Genomic DNA, 18,270 nt, shown 5'->3' with positions numbered 1-18,270 from the left:
CATGCCTGCCATGCGGCCGGTTCAACAGGGCTTCACCCTCCTGGAAATGCTGGTGGTGCTGCTCATGGTTGCCGTGGGTTTCAGCCTGTTGGCCTCGGGTATCTCCCAGGGGCTCAAGAGCGCCCAGGAGCGTCAGGTCAAGCGTGACCTGAGCCTGGCGTTGCGCCAGGTCCGAAGCCAAGCCATCAGCGCAGGACAACCAGCCTCCCTGCGCCTGGATGTGCTGCGCAACAGCTATCAGCTGCCCGGCAAGGCACCGCGCCACTTGCCGGACGGCATGACCCTGCGCCTGACGACGGCGGCCACTGCCGATAGCGATGAAGGGTCAGTCGGGCTGATCACCTTCTACCCCAACGGCGGCTCCACTGGCGGGCACCTGTACCTGGCGCGCGGCAGCCAAGCGACGCGCATTGATATCGACTGGCTCACCGGACGGGTCGACTGGCGGGATAGGCAACAGCCATGAAGCCTTTGCCTCCCCGCCAGCAGTGTGGCTTTACCCTGGTCGAATTACTCGCGGCGATTGTCGTCCTGAGCATTGGGTTTGCAGTCGTACTCAACACTCTGGGTTACGCCACCCAGGCACTGGCGCGGGATGGTCAGACAACCCGAATGGCCCTGATGGCCACTTCGCTGATGGCCGAGTATGGAGACGGCCTGGGCAGTGGCGCCCACCTGGAAGGTACCCGCGACGGTATCCAATGGCGCCTGAGCGCCACCCCGCTTCGGGATGAGGGGGCCATTGTGCTCTCCCAGCTAGAACTCATGCTGGTCAAGGGCAGCCGGCATGAACGCTTCGTCACGCTCAAGGCCATCAAGCATCCAGCGGGGAGCCTGCCATGAGGCAAGGCCAGCGCGGGTTTACGCTGCTGGAAGTGCTGCTCGCCCTGAGCTTCCTCGGCTTGCTGATGGTGCTGATCGGTTCCGCCTTGGGCTCCGGTAACCACTTGCTGCTGCTCAGCGAAAAACACACCGATCGCCTGACCCAAGTGAGGACCGCGCAGAACTTTCTGCGCAGCGCACTCCAACAGGCGCTGGCCGAGGATTTTGGCCACGCGGCGGATCAGGAACGGGTGTTCGAAGGAGAGCGACAACGCATGCGTTTCGTTTCTCCAATGCCCGGGCAACTCGCCGCTGGTGTCCAGGTGCATACCCTTGAAGCGGTGGCCGGCCCGGCTGGCGTCAATCGCTTGCAAATCAGTTTCAGCCAGGACCGCCCGGATGGGCTACACCCCTGGGGCAATCCCCAGATACTGGTGCAGGAGGTTCAGGACTTGCGCTTGAGCTACAGAGGCCTGGACCCCAACCGCCAGCCGACCGACTGGCTGGAGCGTTGGCCCTGGCCGGACCGGCTGCCCCAGGCCGTGCGTATCGACGTCGATACTCGCGGAGCCGACCTGTGGCCCACGCAAATCGTGGCGTTGCGCGTGGATTCCGAGGTGACCCCATGAGCCGCCAGCGCGGCGCCGCATTGATCATGGTCTTGTGGGCCATCGCTCTGCTGGGACTGATGATGGGCAGCCTGGTCGAGATCCTGCGCCTGGAAAACCGCCAGAGCGCTTTTGAACTGCAACACAGCCGCGCCCTGCTGGCCGCGCAAGCGGGCCTGGCGTTGGCGGTCGAAGGGTTGTTTGCCTACCCGGCGCGCACGGTGGCTGATGGGCGTGTTTACTCATTGCCCTTTGAGCAGGCCACGCTGAGCCTCCAAGTCAGCAGCGAGCGCGGCAAACTGGATCTGAATTTTGCCGCGCTGGACAGTTTCGCGCGCCTGGCCCATGGCCTCGGCGCAACCTCCGGGCAGGCTCGGCAATGGAGTGAAAGCCTGGGCCAACAGCGCAGTGCCGGCCCCCTCAAAGCGCTCGAACAGTTGCAGCAGTTACCCGGCATGCAGCCGCGCCTGTACGAGCGCTTGCTACCGCACCTCACGCTCTGGTCCGGCCTCACGGTGCCGGATGTGGATGCAGCCAGCCCCGAACTGCTGGCCTTGCTCAAACTGTCACGGCCAAAGGTCGCGCTGCAGCGGGGCCCCGAATCGGTGGTCAACGTGCGAGTCCTGGCGACGCTGGAGAATCAGGTTTCGGCTTCCCTGGAGGCCGTGGTTTTTCTTTCACCACAAGGAAGCGGTCAACGACCGTATCGGGTGCTGCGCTGGAAAGAATGAATCTGCTGATCCAGCCCCTGGCTGACCGGCTACAGCCGCTGATCCGCTGGCTACTGCTGCGCTGGCAAGGGTCGCCGCTGCCTGGATTCCTTGCCTGGTGGCGGGCAGAGCTCCTGGCCTGCCTGCCCGCCTCCTGGCGAGCCAGGATCAACCCCGAGAAAAAACAACCGTTGCTGTTTTCCCGGGACGACCATTTCTGGACCGGGGACGTTGAGCAACTGCAACCAGCCCTCGCGCCATCGACATCTGCGGCAGCGGTCCTGGTCCTGCTGCCGCACCAGCGCTTGCTCCATGAAGTGTCGTTACCGGCGGCGGTGGCCCAGGATCTCAGCTCCATGCTGTCGTACGAGATGGACAAGTACACCCCGTTCAAGGCCAGCCAGGTCTATTTCGACTGTGTTCGCCTGCCCTCTGCCCACGACTCGCTGATTCGCATTCGCCTGGCCGTGGTCAGCCGTGAGCGGCTGGATACGCTGCTCGATCAGGCGCAACAGGCCGGTCATTCGATCATGGCGGTTGATGTGCTGGATGAGCACGGCACACGGTTGCACGTCGACTTGCTGGCACCCCATCGCCGCACCCGCAGACGCCGCTCGCTGATGCGGCCAGCTCCGGCCCTTGCGCTGGTCGCCCTGGTCCTGGCGCTGGCCGGCCTGCAGCTCTGGCTGCACAACCGTCAGCAGGCCCTTGAAGACATGCGGCAGCAGGTCAAGGCCCTGCAACGGCAAACGCAACAGGTCCAGGCGCTCAATCAGCAGATCGACGACACCCTCAACGCTCAACGCTATGTCGTGGAACGCCGGGCACAAACCACCTCGATGGCGGCGCTGCTCGATGAGTTGAGCCAATGCATCCCGCTGAATACCACCCTGGAGTCCCTGAATATCAACCCGGACGGCCAGGTCAGCCTGACCGGCCAAAGCAGCCAGGCCAGCGCCCTGATCAGTGCCATGAAAGCCTGCCGCAGCCTGGAAGGCATCAATTTCCAGGGCGCCATCCAGCCAGACCTTGTCACCGGCCTGGACCGCTTCAGCATGCTCGCCACCCTACGCAAAGCGGAGGCCAGCCATGCGCCTGCGACCACCCCCCGCTAGCCAGCGCGCCCTGGCCCTGGCCTTGGCCGCTTCGAGCCTGGTCGGAGGGTATTTTCTGACCTTGCATGTTTGGTTCAGCCAGCCTTTGTTGGCCATTGCCGATGAGATGGCGCTGCTACGCCACAACCAGCAACGCTACGTGGCATTGTCCGGCCAACGGCCTGCGCTGGAGAACTCGCTGGCTCAGATCAGGCGCTCATCCGTGGGCAATGAAAACCTGCTGGCCGATTCCGACATGGGCACGGCCACCGCACAACTGATGCAGTTGATCGCCGCCGATTTGCAGGTATTCGCCACGGTGGGCGGTGGCTGCACGCTGGCCAATCGAATTCCGGTGCCGGTCACCCAGCAAGGGCCTTATCGGCAAGTCAGTGTGCGGATCAACCTCGAATGCGCCATCGAGCCATTGGCCGGCCTGCTGCACCGCCTGGAAAACGGCAAAGTCTCGCTGTTCATCGAGTCCTTCCGGATCGAGAAAAGCCGGGGCCAGCTTGCCAGCGCAAATCGCTTGGCCGCGCAACTGCTGATCAGCGCTTATCTGCAAAACCCAACGCCAAAAGGAGCGACGCCATGACGCGCTTCCCACCCTCGCTTCGTTGGCTGAGTGCAGCCGTACTGGGCCTGCTGGGGTTGCTTCTGATCTTGCTCAACGGCTTTGGCACCGAGGTTCAGTGGCTCCCTCCACTCGATCCATCGGCTGCCCCGGTGAAAGCGGCCGGCACTGCCGAGCCCATGCCCGTAGCGTTGTCAGCGCATGAATACACCTGGAAAAAACCACTGTTCAACGCCCATAGGCAGCCTGACCCGCCACCCTCCCCAGCCACCGAGACGGCGCCGGCGTCGCTCAATGGCCTGAGCCTGACCGGCGTCATCGCTTCCGGAGCCCTGCGCAAGGCCTTCTTCAAGACGAGCGACGAGCAACAGCTGGCGGCCCTCGAACAGCAACAACTGCCCAATGGCTGGCGAGTCGAGCGGATCGAACCGACATACGTCTCGTTGACCCAGGGCGCCAACACCCAAACGTTGAAGCTGCTGCTATTGAAAGTGCCGCAGAACACACCGGCTCCCCCCTCTTTGCCTGACACTCCCAAGGACAGCGATCTGTGAGAAAACGATTCATCTACACTGGCTTGGCCGGCGCGATGGCGCTCTGTGGTTGCACAACACCGGCCACCGACAGCGCACGGGACGACAGGTTGATCAAAGAAGCCTTGTCCGGCACCGGTACTGATCGCGCGCCGCTGCCGATCCCGGCGCCGAAAGCACCGCCACTGGCCATCATCACACCGCCGACCACGACCCGGGTTGTCCAGGGCAACCAGCACTTCATCAATAAGAAACCGTCAGCGCTGCCCCAAGCCGCTACGGCATCCCAAGAGCCAGGCGTCACCTTCAACTTCGCCAATGTCTCGATCCAGGCCGTGGCCAACACCATCCTCGGTGATGTGCTGAAGGAGAACTACAGCATCGCCCCGGGTGTGGTGGGCGACGTCACCTTCTCGACCTCCAGGCCCGTCGACAAGAGCCAGGCCTTCTCGATCCTGGAAACCCTGTTGGCACTGACCAAGAACGCCATCATCCGGCAGAACGACAGCTACGTTGTGCTGCCGGCGAACACGGCGCTCGCCGGCCGGCTCGCGCCGCAGCTGGCATTGCCACAACCTGGCAGCGGCATGACGGCGCGGTTCTTTCTGCTCAACTATATTTCCGCACCGCAAATGCAAAAGCTCTTGCAACCCATGGCCCGGGAAAATGCCTTCGTGCAGGTCGACGCCGCCCGCAACCTGCTGATCATGGCGGGCACTCCCGATGAGCTGAACAACTATCAGCAGACCATCGACACCTTCGATGTCAACTGGCTCAAGGGCATGTCCGTCAGCGTCTTCGGGCTCAAGCACGCCAACGTCAGCAAGTTGATGCCCGAGCTTGAGCATTTGTTCGGAGCGCAAAGCGCGACACCGCTGGCCGGGATGTTGCGTTTCCTGCCGATCGAGCGCACCAACTCCATCGTGGTGATCTCTTCTCAGCCGCAGTACCTCAGTGATGTCGGGCGCTGGATCGAAGCCATTGACCAGGGCGGCGGCAATGAACCGCAAATGTATGTGTACGACGTGCGCAACATGAAGGCCACCGACCTTGCCAAGTACCTGCGACAGATTTACGGCAATGCGAAAATCACCGACGAGCCGGCCGCTCAGGTAGCACCCGGCCTGCGTACGGTCACCCTGTCGAGCAATGGTTATGGCACTGGCAATGACGGCAGCGGCAATGTTTCAGGCCTGCCATCGGGCATCAATGGGATCGGTGGTAACGGCAACGCCGAAGACACCAGCGCGGCACAGCCGGAAGAAGAGTTCGAGGCCAGCAGCGAGGATCAGGAGCAGGCCGCAAACGCCGCGAGCAACGAGACATTCGACAATTCAGTGCGCATCACGGCCCAGAAAAGCAGCAACCAACTGTTGGTGCGCAGCCGGCCGGCGCAATGGGCTGAAATCGAGTCGGCGATACAGCGTCTGGACAATCCCCCCCTGCAAGTGCAGATCGAAACACGCATTCTCGAAGTCAGCCTGACCGGCTCTCTGGAGCAAGGCGTGCAATGGTACCTGGGGAACCTGGCGGGCAACTCGACCACTCCTGGCGTGCAGAACACCACGGGCAGCCAGGGTGCATTGGGCGGAGGCGGCGTCGAGGTGAGATCGGCTTCGCTGTTCTACTCCTTTGTCAGCAACAACTTCCAGGTGGCCTTGCGAGCGCTGGAAACCAGCGGCAACACCAAGGTGCTGTCGGCGCCATCGCTGGTGGTGATGAACAACCAGCAAGCGCGGATCCAGGTGGGCAACAACATCCCGATCAGCCAGACCACCATCAATACCGGGGTCGGCGCCATCCAGACCAGCTCCGTGCAGTACGTGCAGACCGGGGTGATCCTCAATGTGGTGCCACGCATCAACCCCGGCGGCTTGGTGTACATGGACATTCAGCAACAGGTCAGCGACGCCACGACTCCCGCCAGCGGCGGAACCGGGACCACGGCGACGCCACCGGCCAACCCCACCATCTCGACCCGCGCGGTGTCTACCCAAGTCGCCGTGCAAAGCGGCCAGACTGTCCTGCTGGGAGGCCTGATCAAGCAAAACCAGGCAGAAGCCGATCGCAGCGTGCCGTATCTGGGCAAGGTGCCGGGGCTGAAGTGGTTGTTCGGTACGACCATCCGCAATGACGACCGGTCGGAACTGATCGTGCTCATCACCCCTCGCGTGATCACCGGCAACAGCGAGGCGCGCCAGGTGACGGATGAGTATCGTCAGCGCTTCCAGCTTATCCAGCCACTGCAAAAACTTTGAAAGATCATGACGCTGAAAAGCCTGTACAGCGGCTGTCCAGGCTCAATTGCAGTGGTCAACTCATCCCGGCACTGCGTTGAGTTTTTCTCGGCCTGAGCTGGGGGCGTCCATCAGTGCGTGAACGATAGACAGGGCGCGCAATCTTGCAAGGGAACCGCAGCAAAGCTGGCGGCCAGAGGTTACTTACAGTCCTGGTTCAGTACTTGCAGTCTTGCCAAGGCGTGTCGGAGTGGCCGACCTGATCGCCGTGATGGATGCGGTCGCAGGCAGTGAGCCGGCCATAACGCTTGTTTCACTGCTAGGCTTAGACCCGGCCGCACTCCCCGCCCGGGCATTGGGCGTCACTCGATCCACAAGTACAGATCATGAAGGAACTCGGAATATGAGCACTGTCACGACCAAAGATGGCGTTGAGATCTACTACAAGGACTGGGGCCCACGGGACGGCAAGGTCATCCATTTCCACCACGGTTGGCCACTCAGTTCAGACGACTGGGATGCTCAGATGTTGTTCTTTGTGAACAAGGGATTTCGCGTGGTCGCGCACGATCGACGTGGCCATGGGCGCTCCAGCCAGGTTTGGGACGGCCATGATATGGACCACTACGCGGACGATGTCGCGGCGGTCGTCGAGAAGCTCGGGACCCAAGGTGCAATGCATGTCGGGCATTCGACGGGTGGCGGGCAAGTGGTGCGCTACATCGCTCGACATGGACAGGACAAGGTGTCAAAAGCCGTGCTGATCAGCGCGGTTCCACCACTGATGGTCAAGACGGCAAGCAACCCGGGTGGAACGCCCAAAGACGTGTTTGACGGCTTCCAAGCCGCGCTCGCGGCTAACCGCGCCCAGTTCTACTACGATGTTCCCGCAGGTCCCTTCTATGGCTATAACCGCCCAGGCGCCAAGCCATCGGAAGCGGTGATCTGGAACTGGTGGCGCCAGGGAATGATGGGGAGCGCAAAAGCGCATTACGATGGCATCGTCGCGTTCTCACAAACCGATTTCACCGAGGACCTGAAGGCTATTTCCATCCCCGTCCTGGTGATTCATGGCGACGACGATCAGGTCGTGCCTTACGCGGATTCCGGCGTGCTCTCTGCCAAGTTGGTGAAGAACGGCACGCTCCACACCTACAAGGGAGCGCCGCACGGCATTCCGACTACCCACGCGGACCAGGTCAATGCCGACCTGCTGGCATTCATAAACGCCTGACGCAATAGAACGTACACCAGCCACTGCCGGCCTGCAGGATGCGGGTCGGTCGTTGCGCACGCGCAGTTTAAAGCATGGAAAGTGCGACCTCGTCCTTTGCCTGACAAACACTGAGCTGAAGGCACAATTACAGGTGGAAATCGCCAGCGGCCTCCGGTTGATAAAGCACTTTCCTGATTTCGATCCGGCGGGTCCGATCAGAAATACGCCAGTCGATGGCATCGCCCTCCTGATAGCCCAGGATGGCGGCGCCGATGTCGGAACACACGGAATGCTTGCCGGCGCTGCTGTCCGCGTCGTCAGGGTAGACCAGGGCTACTTCGATTTCTTCGTCGTCCAGGTGCAGCAAGGCCCTGGAGTTCATCGTGACGACATTGCGCGCCACATGCTGCGGCTTGACGACAATGGCCCGCTCAAGCTCATGTTCGAGTTCAACCACGGCCGGGCCCTGCTCGAAGACGATCAGGCTCTCGAGCCTGGCCTTGTCGATTTCGGTGATGTAGATCCCCGTAGAGTCGCCAGCGGCCCCCTCGCGCAAGAACTGCAGATAACGCTCCGCCGTCATGGAAAACGACTTCAATGCCGGCGTTTCGTTCTCGAGCACAAAGCCGCTGCGCACGAAGGCTTTCAGTGAGCGCGAGTTGTCCGGGTGGATCTTGGCGATGAGCTTTTCGGCCCGCATATCGAGAAAGGCCAGTTTCATGCCCTCGCGGATGGTCCGGGCGCCAAGGTTTCGGCCCCATTTGTCGCTGTCTCCGATGACCAGGACTATCTCGCAATTGGAACCGGTCTTGACGAGTCGGACAAAACCCACCGGGGCGTCATGGCGGTCATAGGCCATGAAGAACCGGCCGTCCCGGTTGAATAGATGGGTCAGGATCGGCAGTTGGGTCCGATCGATGACGTGTTCGATGGAACGGGAAACATCACGTGAATCGCTCAGGTAACAGGTAACGCGCTCATCTTCCAACCAATCTTTCAACGTCAGCGCATGTGCCCGAGTGATTTCAGGGCACAGCGAAATGAAAGGCTTGTTCATCTTCACCACACTTGTTTGTAAAGGATGAAAGCCCTTCATGGCGGTTATGGCCATGACGGTTCTTTCGGCAACCGGGCATCTTAAGGCATAAGGCGAGCAATGCCGAAAAGATCACAACCTGCTCCCTGCCCTACCCGCCATCGATGCCCAAGCGAGTTGGCCGTCGTTACGGCTGCTGCGTCGACATCACAGTCGGCCTGACCGGAAGCTGGGAGTATTGCGGGTGCTGCTTGACGAAGGTTCGAACGGCCTGTTCCTGCCTGTCCGTTACACATATGGCAATGCTGGGACGGTCCACCGTACAGGTTCCCAGTGCAAGGAAACCGCAGCTCTTGACCCCATAGACGGCAGCTGGGTGGGCCGCGACCGGGCAGCCGTACGCCATCTCGCCCAGGTAATTGAGTTGGCCGTTGGCCACGGTAAAACGCAGGGGTCTCGAATAGGGTCCCATGAGCCCGCGGCGTGAACCCAGGTCATTCACTTCATAGGTACCTGCAGGCAGCCATGCCGAGTAATAGTCCTTGGGAGCCCAGCCGTAGGTCTTGCCGCTATTCACATTACGAAAACTGATCCAGGTGCCGTAGGGCCCGCCCTCGATCAGCGAACCGAGGACGAGGCCTGCGTTTTCGGTGGAATAGACTTTGGAATCCAGGGCCATTTCAGGCGGTAATGCCGAACAGGCACTCATCAAGGCTGTAACTCCAACTACCAACAACTGACTTGTCTTGCGCATTCGATACTCGATCCATTGAAACAAAATGTGGCTTTCCCATTATGATGCTGCCCCTTTCAAATCAAGCGTTAAGGATGACACCCCACTATGAGTAGTATTTTCACCGGCCGTGTATCGGGTGCCATGGCCTTCGCCTTGATCTTGAGCGGCTGCAGTTTATCGGGCACTTATCCAGATGCAACCGAAGCAGACGCCGCCAAGCTTCGTTTTATCAGCGACATGAGCAGCGCCACGCTGGGTGTGTTCGATGAGCAGAACTGTGACGGGCAAACCACGGGGATTCTCAATAACTTGTTCCTCGCCGATTCTCGCCGGCGAGCGAACATGTCGATCCCTCCTGCCTCCCAGAAGACGCCCTACCTGGAAATCCGCTTGGCCCCGAACAAAGAGCGAATGCTGCACCTCAATACCCAAGGCACCGCCTCGGTATGTGGCATGGCCTTCACCTTCACGCCGCAAAGTGGCGCTGAATACGAACTCACCTTCAGTCGTGCCGGCAGTCAGTGCGTGACATCGCTCAAGCGCCTGCACCAAGCGCAGGGCCAAGTGGTGCGCTCTCCTGTCCCTCTGGTGAACAAAGGTCTGGCAAGCTGCCTGGGCGCCAACGCCCTCTTCCCTGAGCCCGTAAAGGGCCTGCCGGCCACCGTCGAGCGTGACGAAATGATCGAGCAGATTGTCTCGCAGAGCATCATCAGCGAGATGAAGCCTGGGCCGGCCTTGAGCGAGAGCAGCCAGAACGAAGCCGCCGACCTGGTGGTCGACAAGCGCAAGCGGCAGATGAACCTGGACCTGCCGGATGCTTATTGGACCCAATTTCGGCAGAACGTAGCGACTTACCTGAAGCAGGCTCAAGGGGTAAAGGCCAGCGCGCTCGAGCACTACAAGGCCGAGTACCGCACACGCCTCTCGCGCTTGGATACACCAGCCATCAAGGCACTGGTGCCAGACACCCAGGCCACCGATGTCACCCAGGCGCTGGCTACCAACAACGCGATGTTGCAGTACTACCGTGGGCTCGATGAGCAATTGCAAAAAGAAAGGATGGCCGATCACTGGACCCGGATGGCCGACCTGGACAAGCGCTACGGGGTGTGTGAGCGCTACGCGCAGTGCTGGCAGAACTAACCTGGGCAAACCCGCTGCGCCCTTGCCTTGCTCCACCTGGCCATGGGGTTGGCCAGCGTAATCATGCAGGGGCGCCACTCTCTACATCCCCCTGGCCTCCACCGCCCTCCTCCGGCATCACTTGGTCAGTGCCTGGTAACTCACCCGGTGCGCCTCGGTCGGCAGCGGCACCTCCCATTTGAATAGCATGCGGCGGATATCCGCGTTGCGCAGCGAGGTGTCGCGCTGCTGGTTGCGCCGCATGATCTCGCTCTCCGGGCTTTCCAGGTAGACGATCTCCACCTCTGCACCGTAGCCATACAGCAAGTCCAGGGTGCGATTGCGCATCTGCGCCGACAGGTGCGTCGAGTTCCATATGAATGGCCGCTGCTCTCGCAACAAGGCCTTGGCCCGGTCGATGGCGTAGTGCGCGGCGGCGCCTTCGTTCTGCCCGTGGCGCAGGCCCAGGGCCTGGCGCGCATCGTCGAACGAGACCACCGGCAGGTCCGGATGATGTCGCGCGGCCCAGGTGTCCTTGCCGCTGGCCGGCAAGCCGGAAAGCATCAGCACTTGCGAGCCTTGCGGTGCATGCAGCGGATAGTCGGGGTGAACCCGGGCGCCACGCAGGTACTGGATGCGCGTGTAGTCGTCGGCGAAGGCGCGCGGCCCCTGCAGGCAGCCCTCCTCGGCCGCCAGTTCACGCCACAGTTCGATGGCGCTCAAGACATCGGCCTTGCCAACGTAATCACGACCCTGCATGTCGGCCTCGGCCACCGCGCAGAGCATCCACACCGGCAGTTCCCAGGACAGCTTGTGGAGCAGGAACTCCGTGCTGCGCCCGCTGCGATCGCCTTGCAGGGCAAAAAACGGCACCTGGTGCACGGCGATGATGCGGCAGATCTGCTCGCGCAGCTCGAACGGCACAGCGGCGCGCCACAACAGCAGCCGGGCATCCACCGCTCCCCGACGCGAGTGGCCGGGTTGGCCGATACGCCCAGTCTCGGGGTCGATCACTGTGGTATCGGGCTTGGCGATGTCATGCAGCAAGGCGGCGAAGAACAACACGAAGCGCTGCTCGGCACTGGCTTGCTGGTACGCCGGCTGAGCCAGTAGCGCCTCCACCACCATACAGGTGTGAATCCACACATCGCCCTCGGCGTGGTAGGTCGGGTCCTGCGGGGTGTCGGCCAGGCGCGCCAGGGCCGGGATGGCCGCCAGGCAGGCGGCACTGTCCATGGCGTGCCCAGGCTCGGGCACCAGGTGTTGCAGTGGATGAATATCCATTTCGAAAGGCTCCTTCAGTAGCCACGGCAGGAGCCGTGCCAGTCCATGGACAGGCGCGGCGCGTAGAGGTCGACGCCGTCGGCCAGTTGATTGGGAATGAACGGTTGATTGGCATGGTGCTGGTCAGCATCGAGGATGGCCTGGACGAAATCCTGGCGCACCCACTTCAAGCGGCCGAGGGTTTGTTGTGCGTCCTCGAGCTTCAGGTACAAGCCTTCCATGCGACTGGAGCGGTCGCACTGGCGCCAGGCCCGGGCCAGGTCGAGGCCTTCACGGTGTACCACTTGCTCGAATGCCTCGCGCCAATGGGCAGTCTTGGCCAGCGAATCGCCAACCAGCGCCATCAGCTCGGCCTGCCGGCGAGGCACCGGGCCTTCGTACAGCACCGGTACCGACAACACGGGACCGTCCTGGAGCAGCTTGCGGCGTGCGGCCGTAGACAAGAACAACCCGCTGCTGCGATCCCACACGTCGAACTCGCAAAAGTAATGGGGCAAATGGTCGTAGAACACTGAGTGCTTCTTGTGCAGCCACTCGCCGTACAGTACGAAGCGATCTTCCAGGCGCTCCAGCAGCCAGAGTTCGTGGGCCGCGGCCCACTGCTTGAACAAATTGAACTGGCGCTCGCGTCCGCCACCAGTGAGGTAGTGGCCACGGGACTGCAGGCGCAGTTCGCCGCCCTCGGTGAAGCTGATGCCGGCGTTGGCACCGTCGAGTTTTTCTTCCACCACCAGCCATTGGCCGGTCAGTGAGGCATAACGGACCTGTCCGGCGTCAGTGTCGCCATCCTGCAGGCGTGAGCTTTCCAGGTGGGGGGTACGGGGGTATTTGAGCAGTTCTAGGGAGTGCGCGTCGGCACGAATATCCATGTTCATGGGTTTCTCCTTGGGAATAGGGAAAAACCGACGACAGGATCAGGCAGGCACAGCGATGAGGCGCCGCCGCGCAAAGGCGCGGGCAGCCATCAGGCACGATGGACCGTCGTCGGTATCAGGCGTGTTGGCTGGCGTAAGGCACTGGCTTCACCACTTGGGAGAAAGGTTGCAGGGGCTTGAAGGCGCGCATTCAACAGCAGACGACGGCACCTGGTCAAGCCCTGCGATACGTTGAGCTGGGCCAGGTCAGCGAGTTTTCGCGATCACCCCAGTCATGTACTGGTGCAAATCACGAAAGTCCTGAACCTTCCAGGCATAGGGCGCAATCTTCACGCCGTTCTCGCGCAAGGTTCTTGGAATCAAGTCACCGTTTGGTCGCAGTATCACCGAGGAAACGATAACGCCCGGGTAATCGTTCAGGCGTTTCTTGAAGGCGGATGTCGTGAGGTCCGGGGTAGGAGGATTGCTTTTATTGGCCAATGGCCCCGTTCCCTTGATATCCGAGCCGTGGCACACGGCACATCGCTGCAGGTAGAGGTTTTTGCCGTTGGCATTATCGGCGAAGGATAACGGCACTTGGATCAACGCTAGAACAGCCAGTGAAGAGATGAATGATCTTTTCATTTTTATTTTGCATTTCCCTCGGTCAGGTATGAAGTCCTTTTCAGTTGCAGTAGCCACTGTGATTGGGGCCCTGCAACTGCTATCGGGCAACTTGAAAAACGCTTTCGTTGACGATGAGCACGTCATCGTCCAACAGGTTCAAGACGACACAAAAGTTGTGCGTGGACTGAACGTAAACCAGGTCGCCTTCTTGCTTGATCGCCACGAATGGATTGGCTGTGGTCGAGAACAGGAACCACTCCAAATAATTGCTTGCATCGGTCCTGGCGATAAAACCTTCGTTGCCCATTTCGCCCTCGCCACATAGAACGACCTGGCCGTTGCTCAAAGACAACTTATGGTTTACCTGGACTTGCGCCCATACATCGTCATCTTCAGCAAGCAGCTCACCCGGCGTGGTCTTTGCTTCCCGTGAAAGGCTGTAGGCCCTGCCATAGGTATGGGGAAGTTCGGTGTTTTCAACCGAGTCGATCGCTATGGGCTCGATAACCCCGGGCTGGCGATAAATGATGTCCAGGCCGATCAACTGGCCGTCACTCCATCGCTCTTGCAGTCCTTTCATATGCTCTAGCGCTCACTGCTATTTTTATCACTGCCGGCCCAGGTTCGGCATGGCCACCCTTTAGCGCGTCGCCTCAGTTTTTGGGCGTCCGATTTTCGCGGGGCTCGCACTTTTGGGCGGCGGATTCTACCATGCTCCGACGATATCAACTGGCCGATCCAGAGCCTCCGAGAGGGTAAAGCTCTATTTGCCCAGCCGGCAATTCGGCACCTTACCCACCACACTTTGAATGAGCTGCCTGTGCTGGATTTCTCATACTTGGCCGATAGCCGAGGCAACAAGCCCTCTTTGTCCATTCATGACCGGGACATCAAGTTTCTGGAGCCCGCCTTTCTGGACCTTGAGCAGAAAACCGGAATCTATATAGATCCCTACGGGACAACGCGAATCTACCCCGCCCATCAACAAATACTGGTTGATTATCTGCAAGGGCGCAGTGAAGACAAGATTGTCGAGTTTGTGCGCTTGCTGAAGAACGCCATCAGGGAAGACGAGGTTCTAGTGGCCGATGGCGACTAAGCACGATATTCACAGGCGCGTGAATGACGAAGGTGACAGGGTGATTGGCCTGGATCTGGACATAGTCCCTGGGAAGTCGATTGGCGGTATCTGTCTGGGAGACAATGCAGACGATATCGTCTGGAACATCCTGGATGAGTTCGATGTACAGGCCTTTGATTTCGATAACTTCGGAATGAAGTACACCTGCTACAGGATCGCCGGCGGAGCCATCTCATTTTCCGCCAACGAGGCCGGCAATATCGTCTCCTTATGTTGCGAGCCTCCTTATACGGGTCGGTTTGATAAAAGGTTCTACCCCGGGATAACGGCAGGTGAAATCAAGGCACGATCCAAAAGGCAGGAGCTTGTGGGCGGTTATCTGATCCTGGATAGAAATTACCTTGTCTACTACGCAATGCCGGATGAGATCGACGACTTCGATCGTTTTTCCGATCTGGACGACGATGTGGTCTTCAATGAGCTGTATGTAGGGAACCTGGCTTGATGCCAGGACGATACCAAGCCCACCTATAAAGACGGGCTTGGTATGAAGCGCAGGGCCTAGTTGTCCAGGAAGGCGACGGCACGGGCCGGCGCGGCGCTGGTTCCCACCAGCTTCATCGGGAAGAAACCGACCATGAACCCTGACGCCGGCAGCGCGGCCAGGTTGTGCATCTGCTGCACGATGAAGGCTTCCTTCTCCTGGATCGCGAAGTGTCCATCCCAGATGGTGCTGCCCTCGCCCGTTTCCTCGAACCGCTTGCGCATCACTGGGAATGGTCGGTCCCAGCCTGGCGCATCGGTGCCGAGCACCTTGGCCCCGGCCCGCGCCAGGAACAGCGTGCCCTCGCGGGACATGCCCGGATAGGCGAACCATTCGGCGGACAACGACTCGAAGCGCTCCTGCCCGGTACGCAGCAGCACAGCGTCTCCGGCCTGGATCGGCCGGCCCACCGCATCGATGGCAGCCTGCAGCTCTTCGATGGTGTAGGCATCGTTGCGGCGCTCGAAGGGACGCATGTCGAGCACCATCCCCGGGCAAAACAACTCCTGCAGGTCGATTTCGTGGATCTTGCGTGCGGGTTTGCCCTCGATCAGGTTCCCGCTGTGATAAGGCGCGTCTACGTGTGTGCCACAGTGGGAGCTCATGTCCGAGAGTATTTCCTCGCCCCAACCCTCGCCATGGGGCAGGTCGTGGGCTTCGCAGCAGAAGATCCCCATCATGCGTTCGCGGCCCTTGGCCTCCGGACGGTGATAGTCGACAAGTGGAGCGATGACGCTGGCCATCGATGCCATGGCTGGCGGGATCTTCGAACGCAGCTCCGGGTCGATGGGGCGAGTCAGGCAGACCAGGCGTGTCATGTGATGCCTCCTAAGCAAGTGAGAAAGTGAAAGCGACGGTGGTGACCTCAGGTCATGACCAGGCCGCCGTCGTACAAGATCGATTGGCCGGTCATGCCGGCCGCACCCGGTGACAGCAGATAGGCCGCCAGCTCGCCGATCTCTTCGGGGCGAATCGCCCGGCGCAGGGGAATCCGCTCCTCCAGCGAAGCTTGCAAGCTGTCCTTGTCCGTACCCATCGCCTGGGCCTGGCGAGCCAGCAGTTCATGCATCATGTCGGTGGCCACCAGGCCCGGACAGATCGCATTCACCGTGACGCCGTGGGCGGCCGTCTCCAACGCCACGCAACGGGTCAGCCCGACCAGCGCGTGCTTGCTCACGTTGTAGGCGCTCTGGTTCATGGAGCCCCATTTGCCCGCGGTGGAAGCGATGTTGACGATGCGCCCTGCCCTTTGCGTGAGCAAATGCGGGAGCACCGCCTGCATCAGGTTCACGCAGCCCATCACATTGGTCTGGAACAGGTTCTCGAAGTCTTCGGCGGCGAAGTCAAGGAAGGCCGCTGATTTGTATACCCCGGCGTTGTTGACCAGACCGTCGATGCGGCCCCAGCTCGCTAGCAGCTCGGCGACGGCCGAGAATACCGCCGGGCGATCGGTGACATCGAAACTGCGTACCTCCACATCGATCCCATCACGACCCAGTTCCGCATGGAGAGCCCGCAATTTATCCGCGCTGCGCCCGGTGACACAGACCCGGGCGCCCTTGGCCAGCAGGTTCTTGGCGATGGCCAGCCCGATGCCACTGGCCCCGCCACTGACGATGATGTTCACTCCTGCGAGTGCGTTCATTTCATACCCTCCGCTCGGCGCCGAGCCAGAACCGGTTTCTGATTTCGCGCTTGAGCACCTTGCCCGTAGCGCTGCGTGGCAGGTCGTCCCAGATCTCCACCGACTTGGGCGTCTTCACCCCGCCCAACTGCTCGCGGCAGGTGCGCAGCAGCACTTCCTGGTCGATGGACCGGCCTTTCTTCAATTGCACCACCAGCTTGACCGCCTCGCCCCATTTTTCATCGGGGACGCCAATGACCGCGCAATCCTCGACCTCGCCCAGAGAGCACACCACCGCTTCGATTTCAGAAGGATAGATGTTGAAGCCCCCGGAAATGATCATGTCCTTGCTGCGATCGACGATGTACAGATAACCGTCCTGGTCGAGGTAGCCGACATCGCCGGTACGTAGCCACTCGCCGTTCTTCGCCTCTTGGGTGGCGGCGGGATTGTTGTAGTAGCCCACCATCACCAGGGCACCGCGTACTTCTATCTCACCGGCCTGCATGGGCTCGGCCTCCTGGCCATCGCTGGTGATGATCCGTACCTGTGTCAGGATGCCCGGGCGTCCGCAACTGCGCATGCGCTGGCTGAGGCGCGGGTCATCGGGGCGGTGATCGTCCGGCGCCAGGAAGGTGCAAGCCGTGGGAGCCTCGGTCTGGCCGTAACCCTGGGTCATGACCGGCCCGAACACGCCGATGGCTTCCTCGATCTTCGCCTGGGCCGCAGGCGCGGCGCCGTACAGGAAGTATTGCAACGAGCTGTAGTCGTAGCGGCGCACATCGGGATGGGCCAGCAGCGCATACAGTGCCGTGGGCGGCAGGAACAGGTGCGTAACCCCATGTTGCTCGATACTGCGCATGACCTTCTCGGCATCGAAGCAATCGAGGATCACATGGGTGGCGCCCTGTGCAGTCAGGATCGCGGCAATGGCGCCGGCGCCGTGGGTCAGCGGTGCGACCACCAGGTGTACCACCGGGCCCTTGGGCGGCAGCGCGGTGCTCACATTGGCGACTTGGGCGATCCAGTTCAGATTGTTGTGCATCACTCCCTTGGGCTTGCCGGTGGTGCCCCCTGTGGGAATGATCGACACCACATGTTCCGGACCCGGGATCAGGTTCGGGGCCCGGGTCGCAACCTGTTGGCACAGGCTCCTGAGGGAATCACCCTCCGGGCCGTCGATGGCCACGAAGCGGATCGTCCGCCGGACCTGCTGCATGTATTGCGCGACCGTCTCGGCCAGCCGCGTATCGTAGAGCACGATGTCCACCTCGAAGGACTCGAGGATATACAGGTTTTCTTCCAGTCCATTGCGGGCGTTCAGCGGCACCCAGGTGGCGCCCATGCGGTTCATGCCATAGATGCACTCCAGGACCGCGCCGCAGTTGGGGGCATAGATCGAGACCTTGCTCCCCTCGCCTGCCCCCAGTGCCAGCAAGACATTGGCGATCCGGTGGCTACTGTCGTGGGCCTGCGCATAGCTCAGCTGGCCCTGGGCGTCGATGCAGAAAATGCGCTCCGGGTGGGTCCGGTAGCCTTTGTCCAGAAAATCAACAATTCGCACGATG

21 protein-coding genes are annotated in these 18,270 nt (G+C 61.0%); 12 read left to right on the top strand and 9 right to left on the bottom strand.

Annotated features, from left to right (window positions below):
* The first annotated feature begins 1 nt into the window (after position 1).
* The 9 genes from C4K40_RS15500 to C4K40_RS15460 all read left to right on the top strand — a co-directional run bounded on the left by C4K40_RS15500 (position 2) and on the right by C4K40_RS15460 (position 7,812).
* Positions 2–466 (top strand): GspH/FimT family protein, encoded by a 465-nt coding sequence (locus tag C4K40_RS15500; protein WP_053129949.1) that lies wholly within the window; start codon positions 2–4, stop codon positions 464–466.
* Positions 463–843, top strand: a complete 381-nt coding sequence (locus tag C4K40_RS15495; RefSeq protein ID WP_053129947.1) for a type II secretion system protein — start codon at positions 463–465, stop codon at positions 841–843. Before C4K40_RS15500 ends, C4K40_RS15495 begins: the two co-directional genes overlap by 4 nt.
* Positions 840–1,451, top strand: coding sequence for a prepilin-type N-terminal cleavage/methylation domain-containing protein (locus C4K40_RS15490; RefSeq protein ID WP_053129944.1), 612 nt, complete (start codon positions 840–842; stop codon positions 1,449–1,451). The genes C4K40_RS15495 and C4K40_RS15490 overlap by 4 nt, the downstream gene beginning before the upstream one ends.
* Entirely contained in the window at positions 1,448–2,161 is a 714-nt protein-coding gene (locus C4K40_RS15485; protein ID WP_022644488.1) for a type II secretion system protein GspK, read from the top strand. The genes C4K40_RS15490 and C4K40_RS15485 overlap by 4 nt, the downstream gene beginning before the upstream one ends.
* Positions 2,158–3,255 carry a PilN domain-containing protein gene (locus tag C4K40_RS15480; protein WP_053129940.1) on the top strand — a complete coding sequence of 366 codons (1,098 nt, stop codon included), beginning with the start codon at positions 2,158–2,160 and terminating at the stop codon, positions 3,253–3,255. The genes C4K40_RS15485 and C4K40_RS15480 overlap by 4 nt, the downstream gene beginning before the upstream one ends.
* On the top strand, positions 3,230–3,829 hold the full coding sequence (gene gspM, locus C4K40_RS15475) for a type II secretion system protein GspM (RefSeq protein WP_053129937.1): 600 nt from the start codon (positions 3,230–3,232) through the stop codon (positions 3,827–3,829). Before C4K40_RS15480 ends, gspM begins: the two co-directional genes overlap by 26 nt.
* Complete coding sequence (locus tag C4K40_RS15470) at positions 3,826–4,362, top strand: DNA utilization family protein (RefSeq protein WP_053129934.1); 537 nt, start codon at positions 3,826–3,828, stop codon at positions 4,360–4,362. Before gspM ends, C4K40_RS15470 begins: the two co-directional genes overlap by 4 nt.
* A gap of 35 nt (positions 4,363–4,397) precedes the next feature.
* Complete coding sequence (gspD, locus tag C4K40_RS15465) at positions 4,398–6,599, top strand: type II secretion system secretin GspD (RefSeq protein WP_053131353.1); 2,202 nt, start codon at positions 4,398–4,400, stop codon at positions 6,597–6,599.
* A 382-nt stretch (positions 6,600–6,981) separates the two neighbouring features.
* A complete protein-coding gene (locus C4K40_RS15460) occupies positions 6,982–7,812 on the top strand; it encodes an alpha/beta fold hydrolase (protein ID WP_022644483.1) in 831 nt (276 codons plus the stop codon).
* A 127-nt stretch (positions 7,813–7,939) separates the two neighbouring features.
* On the opposite strand, the gene C4K40_RS15455 is transcribed toward C4K40_RS15460, so the two are convergent.
* Both C4K40_RS15455 and C4K40_RS15450 read right to left on the bottom strand, forming a co-directional pair.
* Positions 7,940–8,905 (bottom strand): bifunctional GNAT family N-acetyltransferase/nucleoside diphosphate kinase regulator, encoded by a 966-nt coding sequence (locus tag C4K40_RS15455; RefSeq protein ID WP_083456849.1) that lies wholly within the window; start codon positions 8,903–8,905, stop codon positions 7,940–7,942.
* Between the two features lie 112 nt (positions 8,906–9,017).
* A complete protein-coding gene (locus tag C4K40_RS15450; protein ID WP_053129929.1) occupies positions 9,018–9,584 on the bottom strand; it encodes a hypothetical protein in 567 nt (188 codons plus the stop codon).
* Positions 9,585–9,671: 87 nt separating this feature from the next.
* Between C4K40_RS15450 and C4K40_RS15445 the strand changes: the two genes are divergently transcribed.
* Entirely contained in the window at positions 9,672–10,709 is a 1,038-nt protein-coding gene (locus tag C4K40_RS15445) for a hypothetical protein (protein WP_022644480.1), read from the top strand.
* A gap of 117 nt (positions 10,710–10,826) precedes the next feature.
* Here C4K40_RS15445 and C4K40_RS15440 read toward each other — a convergent pair whose 3' ends face one another.
* From C4K40_RS15440 to C4K40_RS15425, 4 genes are all read right to left on the bottom strand, one after another.
* Positions 10,827–11,972 carry an AAA family ATPase gene (locus C4K40_RS15440; RefSeq protein ID WP_053129926.1) on the bottom strand — a complete coding sequence of 382 codons (1,146 nt, stop codon included), beginning with the start codon at positions 11,970–11,972 and terminating at the stop codon, positions 10,827–10,829.
* A gap of 14 nt (positions 11,973–11,986) precedes the next feature.
* A complete protein-coding gene (locus tag C4K40_RS15435; RefSeq protein WP_053129924.1) occupies positions 11,987–12,847 on the bottom strand; it encodes an RNA ligase family protein in 861 nt (286 codons plus the stop codon).
* Between the two features lie 246 nt (positions 12,848–13,093).
* A complete protein-coding gene (locus C4K40_RS15430; protein ID WP_053129921.1) occupies positions 13,094–13,471 on the bottom strand; it encodes a cytochrome c in 378 nt (125 codons plus the stop codon).
* Between the two features lie 79 nt (positions 13,472–13,550).
* Entirely contained in the window at positions 13,551–14,033 is a 483-nt protein-coding gene (locus C4K40_RS15425; protein ID WP_053129918.1) for a hypothetical protein, read from the bottom strand.
* 258 nt (positions 14,034–14,291) lie between these two features.
* On the opposite strand from C4K40_RS15425, the gene C4K40_RS15420 reads away from it, so the two are divergent.
* Both C4K40_RS15420 and C4K40_RS15415 read left to right on the top strand, forming a co-directional pair.
* Complete coding sequence (locus C4K40_RS15420; RefSeq protein WP_256660344.1) at positions 14,292–14,552, top strand: hypothetical protein; 261 nt, start codon at positions 14,292–14,294, stop codon at positions 14,550–14,552.
* Positions 14,542–15,039, top strand: a complete 498-nt coding sequence (locus tag C4K40_RS15415; RefSeq protein ID WP_053129913.1) for a hypothetical protein — start codon at positions 14,542–14,544, stop codon at positions 15,037–15,039. The genes C4K40_RS15420 and C4K40_RS15415 overlap by 11 nt, the downstream gene beginning before the upstream one ends.
* Before the next feature lie 56 nt (positions 15,040–15,095).
* On the opposite strand, the gene C4K40_RS15410 is transcribed toward C4K40_RS15415, so the two are convergent.
* From C4K40_RS15410 to C4K40_RS15400, 3 genes are read right to left on the bottom strand one after another with little or no spacing between them, the layout of a single operon-like run.
* Complete coding sequence (locus tag C4K40_RS15410; protein WP_053129911.1) at positions 15,096–15,896, bottom strand: cyclase family protein; 801 nt, start codon at positions 15,894–15,896, stop codon at positions 15,096–15,098.
* Positions 15,897–15,943: 47 nt separating this feature from the next.
* Positions 15,944–16,723 carry an SDR family NAD(P)-dependent oxidoreductase gene (locus C4K40_RS15405; RefSeq protein WP_083456848.1) on the bottom strand — a complete coding sequence of 260 codons (780 nt, stop codon included), beginning with the start codon at positions 16,721–16,723 and terminating at the stop codon, positions 15,944–15,946.
* 1 nt (position 16,724) lies between these two features.
* A complete protein-coding gene (locus C4K40_RS15400) occupies positions 16,725–18,266 on the bottom strand; it encodes a class I adenylate-forming enzyme family protein (protein ID WP_053129906.1) in 1,542 nt (513 codons plus the stop codon).
* Positions 18,267–18,270: the final 4 nt, after the last annotated feature.

The sequence above is a fragment of the Pseudomonas sp. CMR5c genome (assembly GCF_003850545.1).
In the GTDB taxonomy this organism is placed as follows: domain Bacteria; phylum Pseudomonadota; class Gammaproteobacteria; order Pseudomonadales; family Pseudomonadaceae; genus Aquipseudomonas; species Aquipseudomonas piscis.
This window is presented reverse-complemented; position numbering and strand designations above follow the sequence as displayed.

What these genes read in the sequence shown, in the direction of transcription:
- C4K40_RS15460 (WP_022644483.1), top strand. Translation starts at nt 6,982, where the DNA reads ATGAGCACTGTCACGACCAAAGATGGCGTTGAGATCTACTACAAGGAC.
- C4K40_RS15440 (WP_053129926.1), bottom strand. Translation starts at nt 11,972, where the DNA reads ATGGATATTCATCCACTGCAACACCTGGTGCCCGAGCCTGGGCACGCC.
- C4K40_RS15470 (WP_053129934.1), top strand. Translation starts at nt 3,826, where the DNA reads ATGACGCGCTTCCCACCCTCGCTTCGTTGGCTGAGTGCAGCCGTACTG.
- C4K40_RS15410 (WP_053129911.1), bottom strand. Translation starts at nt 15,896, where the DNA reads ATGACACGCCTGGTCTGCCTGACTCGCCCCATCGACCCGGAGCTGCGT.
- C4K40_RS15485 (WP_022644488.1), top strand. Translation starts at nt 1,448, where the DNA reads ATGAGCCGCCAGCGCGGCGCCGCATTGATCATGGTCTTGTGGGCCATC.
- C4K40_RS15415 (WP_053129913.1), top strand. Translation starts at nt 14,542, where the DNA reads ATGGCGACTAAGCACGATATTCACAGGCGCGTGAATGACGAAGGTGAC.
- C4K40_RS15500 (WP_053129949.1), top strand. Translation starts at nt 2, where the DNA reads ATGCCTGCCATGCGGCCGGTTCAACAGGGCTTCACCCTCCTGGAAATG.
- C4K40_RS15425 (WP_053129918.1), bottom strand. Translation starts at nt 14,033, where the DNA reads ATGAAAGGACTGCAAGAGCGATGGAGTGACGGCCAGTTGATCGGCCTG.
- C4K40_RS15450 (WP_053129929.1), bottom strand. Translation starts at nt 9,584, where the DNA reads ATGCGCAAGACAAGTCAGTTGTTGGTAGTTGGAGTTACAGCCTTGATG.
- C4K40_RS15435 (WP_053129924.1), bottom strand. Translation starts at nt 12,847, where the DNA reads ATGAACATGGATATTCGTGCCGACGCGCACTCCCTAGAACTGCTCAAA.
- C4K40_RS15480 (WP_053129940.1), top strand. Translation starts at nt 2,158, where the DNA reads ATGAATCTGCTGATCCAGCCCCTGGCTGACCGGCTACAGCCGCTGATC.
- gspD (WP_053131353.1), top strand. Translation starts at nt 4,398, where the DNA reads ATGGCGCTCTGTGGTTGCACAACACCGGCCACCGACAGCGCACGGGAC.
- C4K40_RS15455 (WP_083456849.1), bottom strand. Translation starts at nt 8,905, where the DNA reads ATGGCCATAACCGCCATGAAGGGCTTTCATCCTTTACAAACAAGTGTG.
- gspM (WP_053129937.1), top strand. Translation starts at nt 3,230, where the DNA reads ATGCGCCTGCGACCACCCCCCGCTAGCCAGCGCGCCCTGGCCCTGGCC.
- C4K40_RS15405 (WP_083456848.1), bottom strand. Translation starts at nt 16,723, where the DNA reads ATGAACGCACTCGCAGGAGTGAACATCATCGTCAGTGGCGGGGCCAGT.
- C4K40_RS15495 (WP_053129947.1), top strand. Translation starts at nt 463, where the DNA reads ATGAAGCCTTTGCCTCCCCGCCAGCAGTGTGGCTTTACCCTGGTCGAA.
- C4K40_RS15430 (WP_053129921.1), bottom strand. Translation starts at nt 13,471, where the DNA reads ATGAAAAGATCATTCATCTCTTCACTGGCTGTTCTAGCGTTGATCCAA.
- C4K40_RS15445 (WP_022644480.1), top strand. Translation starts at nt 9,672, where the DNA reads ATGAGTAGTATTTTCACCGGCCGTGTATCGGGTGCCATGGCCTTCGCC.
- C4K40_RS15490 (WP_053129944.1), top strand. Translation starts at nt 840, where the DNA reads ATGAGGCAAGGCCAGCGCGGGTTTACGCTGCTGGAAGTGCTGCTCGCC.